This window comes from Flagellimonas crocea, assembly GCF_033441595.1.
Lineage (GTDB): Bacteria > Bacteroidota > Bacteroidia > Flavobacteriales > Flavobacteriaceae > Flagellimonas > Flagellimonas crocea.
Genome location: NZ_JAUZVX010000003.1, coordinates 762,354 through 778,246, shown reverse-complemented (window position 1 = coordinate 778,246; position 15,893 = coordinate 762,354). Strand labels below are relative to the sequence as shown.

The 15,893-nt window shown below is 41.2% G+C and carries 20 protein-coding genes; all 20 read right to left on the bottom strand.

Going from position 1 to position 15,893, the window contains the following annotated elements; all coding sequences use genetic code 11:
• Positions 1-57 precede the first annotated feature (57 nt).
• On the bottom strand, positions 58-666 hold the full coding sequence (locus SD449_RS12880; RefSeq protein ID WP_318311126.1) for a hypothetical protein: 609 nt from the start codon (positions 664-666) through the stop codon (positions 58-60).
• Between the two features lie 144 nt (positions 667-810).
• On the bottom strand, positions 811-1,242 hold the full coding sequence (locus SD449_RS12875; protein WP_318311125.1) for a hypothetical protein: 432 nt from the start codon (positions 1,240-1,242) through the stop codon (positions 811-813).
• Between the two features lie 50 nt (positions 1,243-1,292).
• Positions 1,293-1,667 carry a hypothetical protein gene (locus SD449_RS12870; RefSeq protein WP_318311123.1) on the bottom strand — a complete coding sequence of 125 codons (375 nt, stop codon included), beginning with the start codon at positions 1,665-1,667 and terminating at the stop codon, positions 1,293-1,295.
• Between the two features lie 6 nt (positions 1,668-1,673).
• On the bottom strand, positions 1,674-2,300 hold the full coding sequence (locus SD449_RS12865) for a hypothetical protein (protein WP_318311121.1): 627 nt from the start codon (positions 2,298-2,300) through the stop codon (positions 1,674-1,676).
• 70 nt (positions 2,301-2,370) lie between these two features.
• The gene (locus tag SD449_RS12860) at positions 2,371-2,784 is read right to left on the bottom strand and encodes a hypothetical protein (protein ID WP_318311120.1); all 414 of its coding nucleotides are present in this window, start codon (positions 2,782-2,784) and stop codon (positions 2,371-2,373) included.
• A complete protein-coding gene (locus tag SD449_RS12855; protein ID WP_318311119.1) occupies positions 2,784-3,497 on the bottom strand; it encodes a hypothetical protein in 714 nt (237 codons plus the stop codon). Before SD449_RS12855 ends, SD449_RS12860 begins: the two co-directional genes overlap by 1 nt.
• A 146-nt stretch (positions 3,498-3,643) precedes the next feature.
• Positions 3,644-4,021, bottom strand: coding sequence for a carboxypeptidase-like regulatory domain-containing protein (locus SD449_RS12850; RefSeq protein WP_318311117.1), 378 nt, complete (start codon positions 4,019-4,021; stop codon positions 3,644-3,646).
• Positions 4,022-4,031: 10 nt separating this feature from the next.
• Positions 4,032-4,475 (bottom strand): hypothetical protein, encoded by a 444-nt coding sequence (locus SD449_RS12845; protein ID WP_318311115.1) that lies wholly within the window; start codon positions 4,473-4,475, stop codon positions 4,032-4,034.
• Positions 4,432-6,000: a hypothetical protein gene (locus tag SD449_RS12840; protein ID WP_318311114.1), complete on the bottom strand. Its 1,569-nt coding sequence runs from the start codon at positions 5,998-6,000 to the stop codon at positions 4,432-4,434. Before SD449_RS12840 ends, SD449_RS12845 begins: the two co-directional genes overlap by 44 nt.
• Before the next feature lie 342 nt (positions 6,001-6,342).
• Complete coding sequence (gene atpG, locus SD449_RS12835) at positions 6,343-7,203, bottom strand: ATP synthase F1 subunit gamma (protein ID WP_318311112.1); 861 nt, start codon at positions 7,201-7,203, stop codon at positions 6,343-6,345.
• A 99-nt stretch (positions 7,204-7,302) separates the two neighbouring features.
• Positions 7,303-8,883, bottom strand: a complete 1,581-nt coding sequence (atpA, locus tag SD449_RS12830) for a F0F1 ATP synthase subunit alpha (protein ID WP_220112664.1) — start codon at positions 8,881-8,883, stop codon at positions 7,303-7,305.
• A gap of 2 nt (positions 8,884-8,885) precedes the next feature.
• Positions 8,886-9,425: an ATP synthase F1 subunit delta gene (atpH, locus tag SD449_RS12825; RefSeq protein WP_318311108.1), complete on the bottom strand. Its 540-nt coding sequence runs from the start codon at positions 9,423-9,425 to the stop codon at positions 8,886-8,888.
• A gap of 5 nt (positions 9,426-9,430) precedes the next feature.
• Complete coding sequence (locus tag SD449_RS12820; protein WP_318311107.1) at positions 9,431-9,931, bottom strand: F0F1 ATP synthase subunit B; 501 nt, start codon at positions 9,929-9,931, stop codon at positions 9,431-9,433.
• A 98-nt stretch (positions 9,932-10,029) separates the two neighbouring features.
• Positions 10,030-10,221 carry an ATP synthase F0 subunit C gene (gene atpE, locus SD449_RS12815; RefSeq protein ID WP_182859102.1) on the bottom strand — a complete coding sequence of 64 codons (192 nt, stop codon included), beginning with the start codon at positions 10,219-10,221 and terminating at the stop codon, positions 10,030-10,032.
• Positions 10,222-10,252: 31 nt separating this feature from the next.
• Complete coding sequence (gene atpB, locus SD449_RS12810; protein ID WP_318311105.1) at positions 10,253-11,392, bottom strand: F0F1 ATP synthase subunit A; 1,140 nt, start codon at positions 11,390-11,392, stop codon at positions 10,253-10,255.
• Between the two features lie 118 nt (positions 11,393-11,510).
• Complete coding sequence (locus SD449_RS12805) at positions 11,511-11,900, bottom strand: hypothetical protein (protein ID WP_318311103.1); 390 nt, start codon at positions 11,898-11,900, stop codon at positions 11,511-11,513.
• A complete protein-coding gene (locus tag SD449_RS12800; RefSeq protein WP_318311102.1) occupies positions 11,897-12,127 on the bottom strand; it encodes an AtpZ/AtpI family protein in 231 nt (76 codons plus the stop codon). Before SD449_RS12800 ends, SD449_RS12805 begins: the two co-directional genes overlap by 4 nt.
• Positions 12,105-12,530 carry a bactofilin family protein gene (locus SD449_RS12795; RefSeq protein ID WP_318311100.1) on the bottom strand — a complete coding sequence of 142 codons (426 nt, stop codon included), beginning with the start codon at positions 12,528-12,530 and terminating at the stop codon, positions 12,105-12,107. The genes SD449_RS12800 and SD449_RS12795 overlap by 23 nt, the downstream gene beginning before the upstream one ends.
• 20 nt (positions 12,531-12,550) lie before the next feature.
• Positions 12,551-15,082, bottom strand: a complete 2,532-nt coding sequence (gene porW / locus SD449_RS12790) for a type IX secretion system periplasmic lipoprotein PorW/SprE (RefSeq protein WP_318311098.1) — start codon at positions 15,080-15,082, stop codon at positions 12,551-12,553.
• Positions 15,083-15,182: 100 nt separating this feature from the next.
• Positions 15,183-15,878, bottom strand: coding sequence for an ABC transporter ATP-binding protein (locus tag SD449_RS12785; RefSeq protein ID WP_318311096.1), 696 nt, complete (start codon positions 15,876-15,878; stop codon positions 15,183-15,185).
• Positions 15,879-15,893: the final 15 nt, after the last annotated feature.

The following is a 15,893-nucleotide window of genomic DNA, read 5'->3' as shown; positions in this document are numbered from 1 at the left end:
CAACTCCCAAAATGTAAAGAACAACCACAAATACTATCGTTGCAATAATAAAATAAATCACCTAGCACGTTTAAAAGAAACCCAGATTTCTCTTTCTTGGAAATTGTTGGCGGGATTTGTCCTATTTTTAATCAAAAGGTCTGTTAAAACACCATTGTTTTTCTTGTTAATATCGTACCACGCCAAACTTTGAATCTCATGGAAGTCTTTTACCTCTGGTTTTGGTATTTGTTCATAATATTTACCCAAAGAATCCTTTTTCACTTCAACTGGTAATTTAAACCCGTGCTTTTCCAGATAAAACTTAGATAAGCTAGAAGTATTGGGTATTCCATATTTACCGACAACTTTTTGATAGAACTGTTCCGCATCCCATATCTTAAGTATTACAAGAATTTCTTTGAAATTTTTATCCTCGCCCAATTCTACTTTGGCAGCTACCTTTTCTACAGGAAATCCTAAAAAATGATATTGCCCTGCCATCCCATCAACTGTGCAATAGTCGTAGGATGTTAGACCAGAATCTACAGAATTGCTCATATTTAATTCTATGTAAGTAGAATCTTTAAACACATCTGAGAACGATTTGCATAAAACACTTTCATCAATAACCATTGTCTGAGCGATTAAGCACGATAAAACTAAATACCACGAAATTGAATTCATGAGTAGATTTATGTATCTTTAGTGAGCAAATTTACCATTGTCTCTTTCAAGAAATCCAATCACTTAGGACATAATTGGCCTTCCATTTTCCATCAATCTTTTTGAAAACTATCAAATCTCCACCTCCCGTGCTTTCTACATACATTAAAGCATATTCCCATCATTTGATAAAATGGGCACAGAGAGAGTCAAAGTATTAAAATCATGTTTTTTAGAGATTGTAATGTTATCGAGCATCCCTTTATTAAAATTTATTTTCTCAACTGATTGAGCTTTTCGTTTAAGCCTTATCATCTCCTCTTTGTCAAAAATTTTTCTAAATTCGACACCAAACTTTTTTTCAATGATATCATGGGAACTATTCAATTCACTGTAGTTGATTAAATCAACTAATGTTGAACTGCTGGAAGGTTTGACCAAAGATTTGAAAAACAATTTTTTCTCCTTTCTGTTTTCAAAATATGCATTGATTACTTCGGATTGTTCCAATGTTATATTTTGAATACCGGAAGTGCTTTTACAGTTCAAGCTAAAGAGAATTGCAACGGCGCAGATTAAATATTTTATTCCTTTCATATTCTTATGTATTAAGATTAAGGACATTTTTCTCCTTTTGCATGACATTATTAATCCACAAGCACATAAGCCAATTTCACTGGAATAACTCTTTTTTTCCCATTTAAATTTTGTTGTACAACATATACATCATGCTCTATTATTTGAGGAGGTGCCATATGCCTAAAAAATTCAGTCAAAGAGTCAAGAGTAATGGTTTTGTTAGTTGAATTTGAACCATAAGAATATCTTTCAGGGTTCTCAATAGGGCTCATTTCTATATGTTCGTTATTATACAAGTTGATTATAATTGGAAATGAATCGGTATCTTCTATATGGACATATATTTCTTCTCGAGGATAATAATCTAGAAGCTTATATGTGATTAATACAACAATAACCAAAAAGACAGCTATAATAGTTCCAATAAAATATTTTCCTTTCATAATAAATTAATTACAATCTATTCCTTTTGCATATGCTTTTTGTAGAGCGGTTACAACATTATTTAATTGTACTTCATTTAACTCTTGGTGCAAACCAGACCAAGCTAAATTTTCGTAATATGAAAAATTTTCGGATGAGTTATCGAATGCTTGTAATCCCTTGGCAATAGGTATTACATACTTATCTCTCATTATTGAATGATGTAAATCATTGGTTCCAGTAGTGGCCTTTATGTACTTTTTGAATAATTCTACAAATGAATCTTGGCCATCTCCAAATTGATGCTTTAAAAGTAATGCATGAATACTCTCATGCAATATCGTTCTAGCTATATCAATAGGTGGTCGATTATCTATCTGATTAGTATTCAAAATAATCTCATAATTGTTTTGATAAAGAAATTTTGTGATCCCATTAGGTATTGTACCGTCACTGTTGGGGCTTAATTTTCCCAAATTATAGGTAAGATAATATGCGTTGTGATTAAGTTCATCATTAAATGCAATGTAGGTATTCTGAATTATTCCTAACTCGGTTAAGTTTGTGGAGTTCAACTTATCATAAACACACTTTGCCTTCCCTGTAAGGTTGTTGATGATTTTGTCTTCATCCTCCTCATTAATGGGCAGCAAGGTATTTTCCCCCTGCTGGTGCGAGCATCATGCTCGTGCTAGCGGGGATTTTAGCAGGTCAACAGTATTATTAATCGATAATTTCATCAACCCATATGACCCTATATTTCAAAACTTTATTGTCTTTAGCTTTTTCGTACAAATAGATGGTATCAAAAACTTCTTCATTTGATAAAAGCTTAATCATACCGTCTTTTTCACCTTTTTTTATTAGATTTTTTCTTTTTGAATCCGAGACATCAATAAATTTATCTAAATCAATTAAATTAATACTGTTTAACTTTTTTAAGTTGATGGTCTCAGGGGAGTCATTTGCCTTAAAATGTTCTTTTTCAATATAAAAATGCGCACAGCCATCATTATCCAAATACTTTTTGGTGCTAAAATTACTGTCCGATATATTAAAATCAATGTTCACTTTACTGTTTTGTGACATTGAAACCGAACAATAAAGTATGGATAGTAAAAAAATTATTCTTCTCATTAGTTGCAATTTTTGTTTCCTATAAGCTTAAAGTTACTTATAACATTGGTTATTCGAGTTCTCTCCGAATTTGACAAACTATTCCACGCTACTGTATTGTGCAATCCTTCCCATGCAAGATCGTCATAGAACTGATCTGAATGTTGATTACTATCCATCTCTTTTAAAATGTCCACTATCGCCGAACGATAATGCGCTGCCATTTGTTGGTGTTGCCAATCCTTCACATATCTCCTATAATAATCATAAATACCGGGGAAATCATCAATGGAAACCATTCCTCCAACGGATCTAACTTTTCGATATAACTCTGCGTGGATGGTTTCATGGGCGAAAGTTCTTGCTAAACCAAGTACGGTTCTCTGGTTTTGTATGTTACCATTGATTCTTATCTCGATTGCATATTTACCTGAATTATTTGTAACAGCAGTAGTATTGTTAGGTAAATTATAATCCATTGAATATATCAAATGGGCTACAGGAAAATCTCCATCAAATTTCTGAATTGCATCTGTAAAATTAGTACTTAAAGATGACAACTTATCATAAACACACTTTGCCTTCCCTGTAAGGTTGTTGATGATTTTGTCTTCATCCTCCTCATTAATGGGCAACAATGTTTCCTCCTCTGGGCAGTCGGCGCTCTTGCCCGTAAGGGCAATGGCCTTTAATATACCATCCGTTCCGGTACCACCAAAATTTCCTTCGCCCACTTCTACAAAGGGTTCGGTGTCTTTACCGGTGCCTCCGGCTATACTGCCAGAGTACAGTTGTGCAAATGGTAAAAAGTATATTTTGTATTACTTGATTTTAAACTCTCTACATTATTTTTAGCCAATATTAATAATAACTAGAAATTTCAATTTTTCGGGATATAATCAATATGTTCTGAATTATCTTCTAGTAAGACCACCTCATGGTCTTTTAATTTCAATTTTATGTTTTTGATTATCAGCTCTTTGTATCGTATTTTGCCAACATAAAGAACAAAATCACTTAATTCTCCCTTTATTTCCAGTTTGAATTTTCCATTTTTATCAGATAGAGCTCCTTGAATATAATGTTCAGGATATTCCAAAGAGTCTTTATTCTTTAGGAGTACCGTGACATTTTCAATGGGAGAGTCGCTACTATCAATAACTTTTCCTTTGATAATAGTATCGTTTTCACCAAGTCTGCAGCTAAAAACGGAAAAGATGAGATATATCAAAAGCCCACCTCTAACAACCAGCATCATTTCCTTTTGTTTATTTATTCTTCTTAGGTATTATAATATCAGGATGGGGATCAAATGCGGAGGTGTCATCTTCCAAATAGAAAGATATACTGATGGAATCCCCCCTTTCGACTCTTAGATTATCTATGGTTTCCCAATTTTTACCAACTGCTCCAGCATTAATCCTAAAATTACCTTCCATTATCTGTAGAGATAGATCATTTAAGCCATGCTTATTAAATATCAATCCGTTTATTTGATAAATTGAATAGAATCTCTTGTTTTTGTCTTCTTTATGGTATGCCCCTAAGCTGAGATAACAGTGTTCATCAACTGATTTAAAAACTGATATGGAATATTTTTTGCTCGTTTTCAAGCCCTGTGATTGAATCTTGTTACATATCAATAAAGCAATTAAAACAAGTGAAAAATTAACAGCCTGCATTATTTCCCTTTTGAACTTTTGTGTTTCCATTAATATCAGATTTAGTTAATTCTATTTGTATGGTATTTAATATTCTAGTTCTGTCCGATAAGTTCGGAAAGGCTTTTTTAAACCAATTAGTTTCTTCCCAAACAATATTTCCAAAAGAATCTTTAACAACGTTTCCAAAACTATCCCTTTTTTTCCAATGTGTCAGACCACCCCATGCCATATCTTCATAGAACTGATTAGGTAGTACATATCCATTTTTTATCCCATAATCTTTCAAAGCACTAGAGATTTGGCTCACATAATTTCTCACAAATTCAGCATGTTCAGTATCATTCCTGTCAGGATATGTTGAAGAACTGTAGTCTTTCATAAAATCTGAAAAAGTCTTGGTTGCTCCTGAATAATTTGAACCGAATGAAGCAACGATATATGAATGCACTGATTCATGTAGCATCGTCCTTGCCCATGACAGGTCTGTGGCTTGTTTCCAGTTTTGGGAGTCAAGGGTTGTGGTAACCGTGCCAGTAAGTTTATTGTATTTGGTAGATGTAGTTCCCGTAGCACCACCTAGGCTTCCATCCTTCACTTCCCAGTTAAAGCCCGGGGTATTGCCCGCAAACTTTTGTACAATATAGCCGACTCCTTTATTAAGGGTCTTCAAATCATTCAAAACGTTCTTAAGGCATGGTTTAAGTGCGGTATCATCGATTTTTTCTTCAAAATCATCCTCCTCATTAATGGGTAACAATGTTTCCTCCTCTGGGCAGTCGGCGCTCTTGCCCGTAAGGGCAATGGCCTTTAAAATGCCATCGGTCCCGGGGCCACCAAATTTTCCTTCGCCCACTTCTACAAAAGGTTCTGTGTCGTCGCCGGCACCTCCACCATTGTCCGGTGCATAGGTGTTCCAATAGTCGTAGTAGCTGCCCGGGTCGTAGTCGGTGCCCCCTCCAGAGCTGGAACTTCCTTCATTTCCGCCGTTACTACCGCCGCCACTGTAACCGCCGTCCCCGTCGCCACCTTCGGCATTTACACTCAAACAGGGTTCCGGTTCACCGCCCATTTTGCCGTTCTGGTCCATCTGCAGGCCAAAGGCTTCCAAGCTATATACCCCTATGGTGCCCTTGAACGGTTTTTCCTGTCGTGGCCCCGCCACATATTCGGGCCAGTAGTCCTGGTCCACCTCGTAGCGCAGCACAAAGGGCTCGTTCTGTACCCCTTCGTAGGTCTGCTTGGCCACCACGTTATAAAATACGTTGTGCGGGGTATCGGCGACGTACATCCGCAGTGAGTAGGTGGTGTTCCCCACGGAGTCCGTTACGGCCAGCACGCGGCTGCCGTCCAGCACCACATCCGAACCATCGTTTTTGGAGGCCCAGCCCACCTTGGAGGTCTGCTGTGCTATGGAACCAGAAAAATCGGGCAGCTCATCAATGGTCAATGCCTTTAGCTGCACATGGCCTTCCGTTTCTTGGATTGGTTCAAGGTAGTCCGCCTCTTCCTTTTGGCAGTTCAAGGCCAAAAGGGCCAATAGCATTACGGGGAGTAGTTTCTTCAGTAGTTTCATTACTTGTCAAGTTTTAAGATTTAATAAGACTTGGGGAACCTTTGAAAACACACAACATACGGATATACGCAGTCTCTCTGGCCGCATATATTTTGCTACGCTGTACAAGTAAGGGGGTAGTGTTCCCGCTAAACTAACAACTTTTTTTGACAATGGATTGGACAAAAACCTTAAAAAAACTGGGGTTTTTCCATAATTGACGGGTAAATCGCCATGAAAAATGGGCCAAAAAGCTCAAAACAAAAAGGCCACCGAATGGGTGGCCTTTTAATATTATGAAAGTGGTAACCTTAGTTGTTCAAAGCTTCGGTTATTGAATATTTAGCCTCACTTTGGTTCGGCTTAATTGTTCAACGCTTCCGCTCCACCAACAATTTCCAAGATTTCGTTGGTAATCGCTGCTTGACGTGCCTTGTTGTAGGTCAATTTTAGTTCGTCCCTAAGTTCGGCAGCGTTATCGGTTGCTTTGTGCATCGCCGTCATACGTGCGCCGTGCTCACTGGCGAAGGAATCCCTAATGGCCTTGAACAATTGCGTTTTCAAGGATTTAGGAATCAATTCTTTTACGATTTCCACTTTGGATGGCTCAAAAATATAATCCGCCGCAATGGCTTCATCACCTTCTGCACCAACAATGGGCAAGAACTGTTCGGTCATCACTATTTGTGTAGCAGCGTTCTTGAACTTGTTATACACCAATTCAATTTTATCGTAATCGCCTTTGGTGAACAAACGCATCAAAAGTTCGGCTATCTCGGCAACATTCTCGAAGGTCAGGTCATCATAAACCTTGCTTTGGTCTCCCAAAATGGTATGCCTTTTTCTAAGGATGTCATGACCTTTTTTACCAATGGTGTAGAAGTCAACATGTTTTCCTGGGTAGGTGTTGGACACCAAATTGTTGCTTTGTTTGATAATGTTGGAGTTGAATCCACCACAAAGTCCCCTGTTGGAAGTAATGGCAACCACCAAAACCTTTTTCACGGGCCTTTTGTCGGCGTACTCACTTCCTCCGTCTCCTTCCAAACTGGCACTAAGCCCTTGCAAGAGCTCGGTAAGTTTATCGGAATACGGACGCATCGCCGTGATAGCATCCTGAGCCTTCTTCAACTTGGCAGCAGACACCATTTTCATGGCACTGGTTATCTGCATCGTTGATGAGATGGATGATATCCTGTTACGTATTTCCTTTAGATTCGCCATATTCTATTTTGTCATTCCGCACTTATGCGGAATCTTTTTTGTTATGGATTCCTGCAGTGCCCTTCGACTTCGCTCAGGGTCCTTCAGAAATGACAATTGTTATGCCTTGTACTTGCTTGAAAGGTCTTTACAAACAGCAGTCAATGTATCGGTTACCTCGTCGGTCAATTTACCGGCTTTAAGGGTGTCCAACACATCTCTGTGCTTGGCGTTCAAGAACTCCAAGTAATCTTTTTCAAATTCTTTTACCTTGTCAACCGGTACATTCCTTAACAGGTTCTTTGAACCTGCAAAGATAATGGCCACCTGATCTTCAACGGTAAATGGGTCGTTCTGACCTTGTTTCAAGATCTCCACGTTTCTACGTCCTTTTTCGATAACGTTCAGTGTAGCGGCATCCAAATCGGAACCGAACTTGGCAAAAGCTTCCAATTCACGGAACTGGGCTTGGTCAAGCTTCAATGTACCTGCCACTTTCTTCATGGATTTGATCTGTGCATTACCTCCCACACGTGATACGGAGATACCCACGTTAATCGCAGGACGCACCCCTTGGTTGAACAAGTCTTGCTCCAAGAATATCTGTCCATCGGTAATGGAAATTACGTTGGTAGGAATATATGCGGAAACGTCACCTGCCTGCGTCTCGATAATTGGAAGTGCTGTCAAAGACCCACCACCTTTTACGATAGGCTTCAAGGATTCCGGAAGATCGTTCATGGTCTTCGCAATTTCGTCATCCGCAATCACTTTTGCAGCGCGCTCCAATAATCTAGAGTGCAAGAAGAAAACGTCACCAGGGTATGCTTCACGTCCTGGAGGCCTTCTCAAAAGAAGGGATACCTCACGATATGCTACTGCCTGCTTTGACAAGTCATCATAGATGATCAATGCCGGACGCCCTGTATCCCTAAAGTACTCGCCGATTGCCGCGCCGGCAAAGGGAGCATATACCTGCATTGGGGCAGGGTCGGAAGCGTTAGCGGCAACTATAGTGGTATAGGCCAAAGCGCCTTTTTCTTCCAAAGTCTTGGCAATGGCGGCAACCGTTGATGCTTTCTGACCTATGGCAACATAGATACAATACACCGGTTCACCTGCATCGTAAAATTCTTTTTGGTTCAGGATGGTATCGATACAAACGGTTGTTTTACCTGTTTGCTTATCCCCGATCACCAACTCCCTTTGTCCACGTCCAACAGGAATCATGGCGTCGATTGCCTTGATACCTGTTTGCAACGGCTCGTTCACGGGCTGTCTAAAAATTACACCTGGAGCTTTACGTTCCAAAGGCATTTCGTAAGTCTCGCCAGCAATCGGGCCTTTACCATCGATGGGTTTTCCCAAGGTATCGATTACACGGCCAACAATTCCTTCACCAACGTTAATGGATGCAATACGCTCTGTTCTTTTTACCGTAGTGCCCTCCGTAATCTCTTTGGTCGGCCCGAGCAGTACCACACCTACGTTGTCCTCTTCGAGGTTCAAAACGATTCCCTGCATTCCACCATCAAACTCCACCAACTCGCCGTATTGTACATTGGCAAGTCCATATACACGGGCAATACCATCACCAACCTGTAATACGGTGCCTACTTCATCCAAAGAAGCGGATGCCTCGAAACCTGATAACTGTTTTTTCAAAATTGCTGATACCTCAGCGGCTTTTACTCCTGCCATTTTTATAGACTATTTGTAAATTCTCTTTTTAATCCGTTCAATTTGTTCGCGATGCTGGCATCGTATTGGGTGTCGCCCACCCTAAGTACAAATCCTCCGATGATGCTCTCATCGATTTTGCTCTCAAGTGTTACCTTGTTTCCTGTTGCCTTGTTGACCGTATCCAAGATTTTCTTCTCCAAATCGGATGTCAATGGAACGGCGGTGGTTACATAAGCTACCTCTTCGCCCTTCAATTTTTCATGAAGGATGATGTATTTATAGGCCACTTCTTGTAACATGGCAATTCGTTTGTTACTTATTAAGGTTTGAAGAAGCCCCTTTGTAATTTCGTTAGCTCCTTTGAAGATTTCCAACAAACTGTTCTTCTTCACTTCCGACTTGATGATCGGGCTCTCCAACAAATGTTGAAGCTCCGCGCTCTCGGAAATGGTCGCAGCTATCTCCCGCATGTCTTTTTCAACGGCATCGGCCGCTTTGCTTTCGACTGCGAAATCCAAGGTTGCTTTTGCGTAGCGTATGGCCGCCCTGTTTTGGTTCATGTTCCTTAGTTCAGTTTAATATCGCCCAACATGTCCTCGACCAACTTTTGTTGCTTACCTTTTTCGGACAGTTCTTCCTTGATTACTTTTTCGGCAATTTCCAAAGATAGGCTCGCTACCTGCGCTTTGATATCGGCTACGGCTGCTTTCTTCTCGCTCTCAATGGTTGCTTGGGCCTGTTTGATCATCTTATTCCCCTCTACCTGAGCCTGCTCTTTGGCCTCGGAGATAATGCTTGCTTTTATATCCCTTGCTTCTTTAAGCAATGCATCCCTTTCGGCTCTCGCTTCTTGCAACAGTCTTTCGCTGTCGGCTGTTACGTTCTGCATTTCTTTCTTGGCTGCTTCCGCGGCCTCAAGGGCATCCTTTATTCCTTCTTCACGCTTTTCAACGGCACCAAGGATGGGTTTCCAAGCATATTTTCTCAATAACAACAATAGGCCTATAAACAGAACCAACTGCCAGACAAACAACCCTAAGGAAAATTCTTCTAATAACTTTTCCATTTATCTTAAAATATAAATTCTTTAAACTCTGTTATCATTTTTAATCAATGAAGGGCCATAGCCAACCGCTATGGCCTTCTTCATCAATACTGTTGCGATTACGCTGCAAAAAGAGCGGCGAAACCGATACCTTCAATAAGGGCGGCTGCAATCAACATTGCAGTTTGGATCTTACCGGAAGCTTCTGGTTGACGAGCAATGGCTTCCATTGCTTGACCACCGATTCTACCGATACCCAATCCTGCTCCGATTACGATCAAACCTGCACCTACGATGTCTGGAATTGTCATGATATATGAATTTAAATATTAAACGTTCTAATTAATGATGATCTTCTTCTACCGCCATACCAAAATATAGGGCGGACAACATGGTGAAAATATATGCCTGCAATGCGGCCACCAACAATTCCAATAAAGAAAGTGCAAATGCCAACAAGAAGGACAACGGGCTTCCTATCCAGTTTTTGAATATGAACATCAACCCGATAATACTCATTAATACTACGTGACCCGCAGTAATGTTGGCGTACAAACGAATCATCAACGAAAATGGCTTGATGAGCGTCCCCAACAATTCGATGGGCGCCAAAATAATCTTCATGGGGACTGGTACGCCTGGCATCCAAAAGATATGCTTCCAGTAGTTTTTGTTCCCTGTAAATGTTGTGATAAGATACGTGATCATTGCCAGGGCAAAGGTCACGGCAATATTATTGGTTACGTTGACCCCAAGCGGTGTTAAACCAAGCAAGTTGATAACCCAAACAAAAAAGAATACGGTCAGCAAGTAACTCATATATTTTTTGTACTTGTGCTCGCCGATGTTTGGAATGGCAATCTCATCGCGGACAAAAAGGACCAAAGGTTCCAAGAACCTCCCCACACCTCTCGGCATTGCACTCTTCTGATATCTTTTTGCCATGGAACGGAACACCAAGAACATTAATAACGCCACGGCTATAATGAAAACGACATTCTTGGTAATGGATAGATCCAATGGTTTCTCGTTGGTAGGATGTGTATCATCTACGACCAAATGCTCGCCAAAAGCTTCCTCTTCATGGGTTTTCTCTCCTTCGTGACCACCAAAATCGATGGTGCCTTCAGCATCTGTCTTGTATATTTTGTTGTGGTAAAGTGTATAGTAGTTCCCGTCTACTTCGGCAACCCCCTCTCCATGCTCCAGTTTAGATGAAGAGAAAACTTTGAGCCCATTGTCCCAAAGAATTACAGGAAGTGGAAACCCTATGTACTTATGCTCTCCCTCCTCAGTAGTGTAGGAAAACAAATTGAAATCATGCGAATCCTGAAGGTGATGGTCGATGTACTCCTTGATCTCCGTCCTTAAATCGTGCGCACCGGTCTCAACTTCTTCTCCCTCATGTTTTTGGGCCGATACAAATCCCGCAATCAAAAAAGTTACGGCAACTAGTTTTTTACTGAAAAAAGAATATCGCATATGATCCAACTATGGGTCCTCAAAAATTGGTGCAAAAATACATTCCTCCTTTAAAAGAAAAAAGCTTTTTTCGGGATTATTTTTCCCATCTCTTTTTTTGCCCAATTTTCGCTCTTTCTCACACAGTATTAAGGAGTTTCACCAAAAAGAAGGTTTCCAGGACCTGGGCAAAAGCGTAGGGAACAAAAAACGCAACAAACTCCAAACGTTCCAAAGCACCGTCCTGATTATAGGCAGGATATAAAAAAATGAAGAAAAGTGTAAATTTCACTAAACTCCCTCCCAAGAAAAAGAATCCGAGCAAATCCCTGTGTTTTGCTCTGAACAAAAAAATGGCAAAAAAAACGATCAGGGCCATTATGGCATTGAGGATATAGCTTGTTGCCAATCGATAATCTGCAGGATGGTACCCTTTTGCTTCCAATAGCCTGTAATGGACAAGGAAGAGTATTGCCAATCCCAACAACAAAATGGAAACAAAAAAAATGGGAAAGGATTTGATTTTCAATCGTTGATTTTTTTCAATTGCTGAATCACCAAATATATTGAAATCGCTACGGCCAGAACGGTGCAAATCGGCAAGAAAATCTTTTGGGTGCCAAAATGGCCATCGAGCCATTTGCCGCCCCAAACACCTAAATATATGACAACGCCCATTTGAATGGCGGAACCAGACAAACGGGCTGCTGTATTAAGGGTTTTGTTGGAAGGCCTACGAGGCTTTTGCTGGCTCATCTTTCTTTGCGGGCTGCATTTTTGGAGCGGAAGCAGACATTGTGGCCTTGCCCATGGTACAGGCAGCATTGAAAGTTGCGCCCGGCTCCACGGCCAATTTGGCCACGCTAACGGTACCTTCAATGGTTGCAGAGGATTTGAGGGACAATAGGTCCTTCACAATTAGCTCCCCATTGAACCTTCCTTCGATATCGGCATTTACACATTCCACTTTTCCGTTGATGTAGCCATCTTTTCCAATCACAACTTTACCGGATGTAGTTACATTCCCCTCCAATTTACCGTCTATCCTAAAATCGGCTTCGGAGGTAATATCACCTTTAATTTTGGTGTTCTTCTCAATTCTGTTGGGCTGTCCGCCAAATTCATTCATAGGCCGGGGTTTTTTGTTGTCAGAAAACATTGTGTTCTAGTATTTTGGGGTTAAAATTGTGTTTTGTACGATTCTAAGTTTTTGTGGACTTGGATGATTTTATAGTTATCCGATAAAACTACAAAATTCTCATCTTTAATAAGGTAGTCCCTATTCTTTTTTATAAGTTCCGCGAAGCCCAGCGCAAAATCTTTGGATCTAAACCCGTGGACCACCACAAACTCTTCTTCAAGATTATAGACGTCCTTGGATACGATATTGTCATAGTTCAGTTCGTCGATTACCTCGACCAAACGATTTTTGAGTTCCGTGGCCCTTGCATCGTTCCTTATTTGAAAAGGGAACACCACTTTCCAATTTCCAGCTCCTGACGAGCCAGTTTCCTCCGAGAATTTCTTGTTCTCCAGCTTGGGCAACTGCTCCTCCACCATTTCTTCCGCTTTCTTTCCTTCGGGATTGTTCGGATAGGTTAGCGCAACATAGTTTAGGGCCTCTTTAAAGGGTTCAAAACCTTGCAGACGCCCTATGGCATTTGCCTTCAACATTTCAAACTTGGGCACTATAGGGTCTCCGGTAAATTTGCTGATATACTCCTCGGACTGGGTAATTACCGTTAAAAATTCTTGTTGTTGGTATTGCTTGAACAATGCGGCGTACCTGGCGTCCGGACTGTCCGTGTTTCCATCCAGTACCGCTTGTGGGTTCAACAAAATCACTGCATAGCGGGTATCCGGGTGGTTGACAATAATGTTTTGTTTCATACTTGCGGCCAATGGACTGCCGGATTCTTCATAAATCTTGAAGAGGTTGTATTTGGATGGAAGTATCAACCTTTCCTCCGGGTTGGAGGACAGGACCCTTTCCAACTTGGCCGCGGCCAGCAAGTTGTCCTTGAATTTCTCCTTATAAATAAGTCCTAATTGATAGTTGGCAAAGTTGCGCTCACTTTTCAAACTGTCTATTTCTGAAACATTGGTGGGTATTTGGGTCAAATAATAGTCTACTGAGTATTTTTGATCCTCCGTCATCACATCATTGTTATCGACAATTTCTTCTCCCGTTGCTTCTGAAATCAACGTTTTGGATTTGTTGCTCCATCGCCAATCATCTTCCAATGCCCTATCTCCCCATCTGGTCTTGAAATCGTTTTTACCGTACCCCAGACTGGTAATATTGTAGAAATAAAATTTTCCTTTGTTCTCCTTACCTCCCTTACTGTTGGCAAAAGTGGCAAAACCTGCCGCTGTTTTTTGTTTTTCCTTTTCCGCTGCGGCTTCTTCCTTGCTCTTAATTTCCGCAATATACTCTTCAAAATAGGCCTTGCGTTCCGCTACGGGCATCTGGTACAGCGTGATCACGCTGTCGGCGTGCTGAACTATATCCTCATACTTGATGACATCCTCAAGATTGTCCAGTTTCTTTTTGATGTCGCGGTGCTTTCTGGTATTCTCGGTCAAGTTGGTCAAAGTGCTATCGTAATACGAACCTGCCATCCGGTACTCGTCCTCATCAAAATAATAATCCGCCAAACTCTGATAGTTCAAAGCATACAGTTTTCGCTCCCCCTGAGTAGCTTTAATCGATTTGTTGTAGTAGGCCAGCGCCAAACTATCCTCTTCATAGGCCAAATGATAATCGGCCACTTGACGGTAGATCTTGTCCAGAAATGGTCGGTTCTCCCTATTCTCTTCCAAATCGGTGAGGTATTCCAGCATTTCTTCCCGGTTCCCCTCCGTAAGTTCGGTGTTCTGAATTTTCTTTAGGTGCGCATTGATCATGTACACCCGTGGCGATTTACGATTAAGTTCAATGATCTTGTTGTAGGCGTAGTTGGCACTATCCTGATGCCCCAATTGGTCATACAACTGCCCGATTATGAACAGGTATCTTCCTTTTTCGGGATTCTTTTTGGTGTAGGCCTGGGATATTTTCAGTTTTTGAATGGCCGTATCGGGCGCATTCAAGTTGATATAGCACTGGGCGAGAACCGCATTGGCGTCGGCATATTCCTGGTCCTTCAGCTTTTCGTATTTGAAAAGTCTCTTCAAGTTTTTAATGGCCACTTCGGGGTTGTCCAACCGCATGTTGGTTTTTTCCCGCCAAATGGTGGCTTCGTTCAATTTGTCGCTCTTGCTGTACTTTCTAAGGATGTAGTTGAAAGATTCCAGCGCGGGAATATAGCGTTGGTCAAAATATCTGGACTTCCCAAGCAAAAGAAAGGCTTCATCAATCTGTGGATTGCGCTCCTCGTCCTTGATGTCCATGCTGTGCTTTTGGATGGCCTTGGTGGCCTTTTCCTCTGCAATGAGAAAGTTGGGATTGTTGTCCTCGGAGTCCAGTTTTATTTCATCGGTCACCTTGAGGCGCTCCACGGGAAGGATTTCCCAATAGTCGTCACGGTAGTTGGCATTGATTTCTTCCAGCCCTTTTTGAAAAGCGAGATTACCGTTGTACAACGTATTGTACTCGGTGTTGATGGCGTGCCAATTCCGGTTGATAAACTTATCCTTTTTGGTGGAACAGGCATTGAATGCTAGCCCTCCCAAAACTATGGCACCTAAAAATGTATGATGAAGCTTCAAAATTATCGATAATCTTGTGTAACCTTAAACTCAAAAATGAGCGGATTATTATAAGGCTTATCGATAAAATGCAATAATTTTTAGGGTCGCTTTTCAAACATCAGCCAGCAAAGAAAGCTTCGAGTTCCTTCATGGTTTCCGCAGAGGTATGGATATCCTTCACGATTTCACCTTTATTGAGCACCACGATGCGTTCGCAGACTTCGGTTACGTGGATCAAATCGTGACTGGAAACCAAAACAGTGACCCCGTCTTTGGCCGCCAGATCTTTGATGATTCCCTTTAATCGAATTTGTGTGGTCGGGTCCAAGTTGGCGAATGGCTCATCCAAAATCACCACTTCCGGGTTGCCGATAAAGCTGGCCACAATGCCCACTTTCTTTTGGTTTCCTTTGGAAAGGTCTCGCAAATACTTCTTCTGGCCCAAGATCTCATCGTGGAAGAAATCCTCAAAATTGGACAACAGGGCATCCACATCGGCCTTGTTCCTGCCGCGCAGCTCCCCGATAAAGTAGAAGTACTCCTCGGGGGTGAGGTACCCGATCAAGAAGGTCTCATCGATAAAGGCAGAGGTAAAGGGCTTCCAATCCTCGCTCTGGTCCACTTGCACATCTTTATTGATGATATGGCCGGATGAGGGCTGAATCAAATCGAGCAACAAACTGAAAAGCGTTGTTTTCCCTGCTCCATTGTTTCCCACAAGGCCAAAGCTCTGTCCTTTGGGAATCTCCAAATGGTCAATGTTCAAAACGGTGTTCTCTCCGTAGGTCTTGGTCAAATTATGAACTGTGATCATGTATTTTATATTAAT

Coding starts and splice junctions, on each gene's coding strand:
- SD449_RS12880 (WP_318311126.1), bottom strand. CDS start 666: ATGAATTCAATTTCGTGGTATTTAGTTTTATCGTGCTTAATCGCTCAG.
- SD449_RS12875 (WP_318311125.1), bottom strand. CDS start 1,242: ATGAAAGGAATAAAATATTTAATCTGCGCCGTTGCAATTCTCTTTAGC.
- SD449_RS12870 (WP_318311123.1), bottom strand. CDS start 1,667: ATGAAAGGAAAATATTTTATTGGAACTATTATAGCTGTCTTTTTGGTT.
- SD449_RS12860 (WP_318311120.1), bottom strand. CDS start 2,784: ATGAGAAGAATAATTTTTTTACTATCCATACTTTATTGTTCGGTTTCA.
- SD449_RS12850 (WP_318311117.1), bottom strand. CDS start 4,021: ATGATGCTGGTTGTTAGAGGTGGGCTTTTGATATATCTCATCTTTTCC.
- SD449_RS12845 (WP_318311115.1), bottom strand. CDS start 4,475: ATGGAAACACAAAAGTTCAAAAGGGAAATAATGCAGGCTGTTAATTTT.
- SD449_RS12840 (WP_318311114.1), bottom strand. CDS start 6,000: ATGAAACTACTGAAGAAACTACTCCCCGTAATGCTATTGGCCCTTTTG.
- atpG (WP_318311112.1), bottom strand. CDS start 7,203: ATGGCGAATCTAAAGGAAATACGTAACAGGATATCATCCATCTCATCA.
- atpA (WP_220112664.1), bottom strand. CDS start 8,883: ATGGCAGGAGTAAAAGCCGCTGAGGTATCAGCAATTTTGAAAAAACAG.
- atpH (WP_318311108.1), bottom strand. CDS start 9,425: ATGAACCAAAACAGGGCGGCCATACGCTACGCAAAAGCAACCTTGGAT.
- SD449_RS12820 (WP_318311107.1), bottom strand. CDS start 9,931: ATGGAAAAGTTATTAGAAGAATTTTCCTTAGGGTTGTTTGTCTGGCAG.
- atpE (WP_182859102.1), bottom strand. CDS start 10,221: ATGACAATTCCAGACATCGTAGGTGCAGGTTTGATCGTAATCGGAGCA.
- atpB (WP_318311105.1), bottom strand. CDS start 11,392: ATGCGATATTCTTTTTTCAGTAAAAAACTAGTTGCCGTAACTTTTTTG.
- SD449_RS12800 (WP_318311102.1), bottom strand. CDS start 12,127: ATGAGCCAGCAAAAGCCTCGTAGGCCTTCCAACAAAACCCTTAATACA.
- SD449_RS12795 (WP_318311100.1), bottom strand. CDS start 12,530: ATGTTTTCTGACAACAAAAAACCCCGGCCTATGAATGAATTTGGCGGA.
- SD449_RS12785 (WP_318311096.1), bottom strand. CDS start 15,878: ATGATCACAGTTCATAATTTGACCAAGACCTACGGAGAGAACACCGTT.